The sequence below is a fragment of the Bartonella sp. TT29SHDZB genome (assembly GCF_042193395.1).
Classification (GTDB): domain Bacteria; phylum Pseudomonadota; class Alphaproteobacteria; order Rhizobiales; family Rhizobiaceae; genus Bartonella.
Genome location: NZ_JBHILQ010000107.1, coordinates 1 through 979, shown reverse-complemented (window position 1 = coordinate 979; position 979 = coordinate 1). Strand labels below are relative to the sequence as shown.

The 979-nt window shown below is 36.0% G+C and carries 2 protein-coding genes; both read left to right on the top strand.

Annotated features, from left to right (window positions below; genetic code table 11):
* On the top strand, window positions 1-129 hold a 129-nt coding region (locus tag ACFIJJ_RS09860; protein ID WP_375646817.1), incomplete at its 5' end, for a TrwH protein.
* Window positions 126-905 (top strand): type IV secretion system protein, encoded by a 780-nt coding sequence (locus ACFIJJ_RS09855; protein WP_375646816.1) that lies wholly within the window; start codon window positions 126-128, stop codon window positions 903-905. The genes ACFIJJ_RS09860 and ACFIJJ_RS09855, both read left to right, overlap by 4 nt.
* The last annotated feature ends 74 nt before the right edge of the window (window positions 906-979 follow it).

Genomic DNA, 979 nt, shown 5'->3' with positions numbered 1-979 from the left:
CTTGTAATTTTGATTGCAAACCTTTTATCGGCTTGTGCATTAGCACCAAAGCTAAAACAGCCAAATGATAGGAACCGGCTGCCTATTAATAAAACAATCCCTGCCGAAATCAAGCGAGGAGACAGATGAAAAAGCGATTTATTATAAAAGGAATGATTACCTTTTTGGGAATGCTGAATTTGGCGCATGCAGTGAATCTTGATAAAGGTTATGTGGATAGTATTAAACTGGTACCTGCTCCAAAGACACAAACTCCATCGAAACCACATACTACACAGAATTTACCTGCTCCAACGCCATCACCTGCTCCACAGAATTCACCTGCTCCACCAGCAGAATATCTGGGGATTATTGAGCTCTTAAAAAAACAGCTTGAGTTAAAAAAAGAACAACTTTCGCAAACAGAAACAACCTATCAAGCTATAACAAATAATCAGAAAACTGGACCTAAAACAGTAGACTTTTCTAGTTTTTTTCTCAAAGAGCCAGAATCGCTCTATAAGAGTGATAAACTTTCAAGGCAATCATATCAAAAGGTATTAGAGGAAGAAAACAAAATTTCTGGGTCTTTTGATGAAGTAGGTAACTCTATTTTTGCCCGTTTAGAATTTATATCGGCTCTAGATAAAGCTATAACTTTAAAAACTTTTGAAAACGTAGAAAGTCGTTTTAAATACCTTAAAGCGCTATTCGATGAACTTCAAACAAAAGAAAACCTGAAAGAAATTGCAGATCTTCAAGCACATATCGATGGTTCATTAGCCATGATCCAAAATGAATCTATAAAGATGCAAATGGTAGCGCATCTACGTAATGCCGAGCGATCACTTATCAAAAGGAAAAGACGCGAACTTGATATGAAAATTTTTGACAATGAAAAAAAAGGGATGCCTACCATACAATGAAAACAAAAGCTAATGTAGAAGGTTCAGTACTATCTGAACAATTCAGAGAGGCACAAAGATTTTATCAAAGCCAA